This is a genomic window from Staphylococcus gallinarum, assembly GCF_000875895.1.
Lineage (GTDB): Bacteria > Bacillota > Bacilli > Staphylococcales > Staphylococcaceae > Staphylococcus > Staphylococcus gallinarum.
Map to the genome: position 1 here is coordinate 1 of NZ_JXCF01000039.1, position 241 is coordinate 241.

The 241-nt window shown below is 33.6% G+C and carries 1 pseudogene; it reads left to right on the plus strand.

Features of this window, described 5'->3' with window-relative positions:
* A pseudogene (locus SH09_RS12270) lies at positions 1-241 on the plus strand (relaxase/mobilization nuclease domain-containing protein); the annotation flags it as partial.

Here is a 241-nt window from a genome sequence, read left to right on the forward strand (position 1 = left end):
AAGATAAAAGGTCATGGAAAAATGATATAAGAATGGCAGTTGAAGAAACAAAGGATAACGCAGTAGACTTTGAAGAATTTAATACTTTGCTAAAAGAAAAAGGTGTTGAAATCACGAGAGAAACGAAAAACAACGTAACGTATAGACACATTGAAGAAGATAAAAAAGTACGTGGGAATAAGTTGGGCGATTCTTATGACAAAGGAGTGATTGAAAATGGCTTTGCAATCGAGAAATTCAG